Origin of the sequence: Paratractidigestivibacter sp. (assembly GCF_052362415.1) — a bacterium.
GTDB lineage: Bacteria > Actinomycetota > Coriobacteriia > Coriobacteriales > Atopobiaceae > Paratractidigestivibacter.
The window spans coordinates 1-1,039 of sequence record NZ_DAWEMK010000004.1; the positions used below are offsets into that span (position 1 = coordinate 1).

A 1,039-nucleotide genomic window follows, 5' to 3' on the forward strand; every position below is an offset into this window, starting at 1 on the left:
GGGCTGCTGCGCCGCGACCTGCGACTCGTACTCCTGGCGCGCATTGTTCGCGTCGGACAGCGCGGTCACGGCGTTCGTGACCTCGCTGTCGACCTGCGCCTTCTGGGACGCCAGCGCGCTTTGCGCCTGCTCGAGCTCGGAGCTCGACTGGGCGAGCTCCTCGATCGCGGCGTTGTTGTGGGACGTGATCTTGTCCAGGTACTGGACGGTCGAGATGACCTCGTTGAAGTCGTCGCTGGAAAGAAGGAGCTGGATGAGATCGTTGCCGTTGGTCTGCATCTTGTAGGCGGTGCGCAGGGACTTGGCCGCGGCCTCCTTCTTTGCCGGGAGCTCGGCCTGGATCTCCTGGATCTTCTGCTGGTTGGCGTCGATCTTGTCCTGGAGCTCGGTCGCGTGCTGAACGGCGGCGTTGTACGCCTCGTTGCTCGCGTCGATCCGGGACTGGAGCTCGTCGAGCGTGGAGGCCTGGGCGGCCGCCGGGGCCGCGAGGGCGAGGGCCAGCGCGGCTGCGAGCCCGGCGCGGACGGCGATGTTGCTGTTGGTGCGTTTATTCTTCATTAGATCGAGTTCATCTCCGAGAGGACCGAGGAGTACCACTCCTGCCAAGTGGGCGGACAGTATTTCTGGGCGGTGCTTACGCTCAACTGGCCCCCATAGCCCGAGGCGAGCCCCGCCACGTGCGAGCGGATGGCGGTGTCCCAGTCGGGCCAGCTCGATGAGCCCCAGCCCCATGCGTTGTGCGGGCGGAAGCAGACGGCTCCCTTGGAGCTCTCGACGCAGCTGATCGCGGGCGAGAGGCGCGGGTCGACGCCGTAGTCCCAGGCGGCCTCGGCGAACGTCTTTCCATGGCCGGAAAGAGGTGAGCCCGCGAGGTAGGCGTCGATGCGCGGCTGCCATTTGTTCACGAAGGAGTCCTTCTCGGACCACTGAACGGGGGTGCTCGTGGCGTTGTCGGGCACCTTGACCTCGGCGGACGCGCCGGAGTTCGTCGTGAAGGTGGGCTGGGCGGCGGGCTTCTCGTCCGCTTTCTCGTCGGCCT

1 protein-coding gene and 1 pseudogene are annotated in these 1,039 nt (G+C 66.6%); both read right to left on the reverse strand.

Annotated elements, in window-relative coordinates:
• On the reverse strand, nt 1–558 hold a 558-nt coding region (locus ACT84W_RS00895; RefSeq protein WP_444327894.1), incomplete at its 3' end, for a PcsB-like coiled-coil domain-containing protein.
• A pseudogene (locus tag ACT84W_RS00900) lies at nt 558–1,039 on the reverse strand (coiled-coil domain-containing protein); the annotation flags it as partial. The pseudogene ACT84W_RS00900 and the gene ACT84W_RS00895, both read right to left, overlap by 1 nt.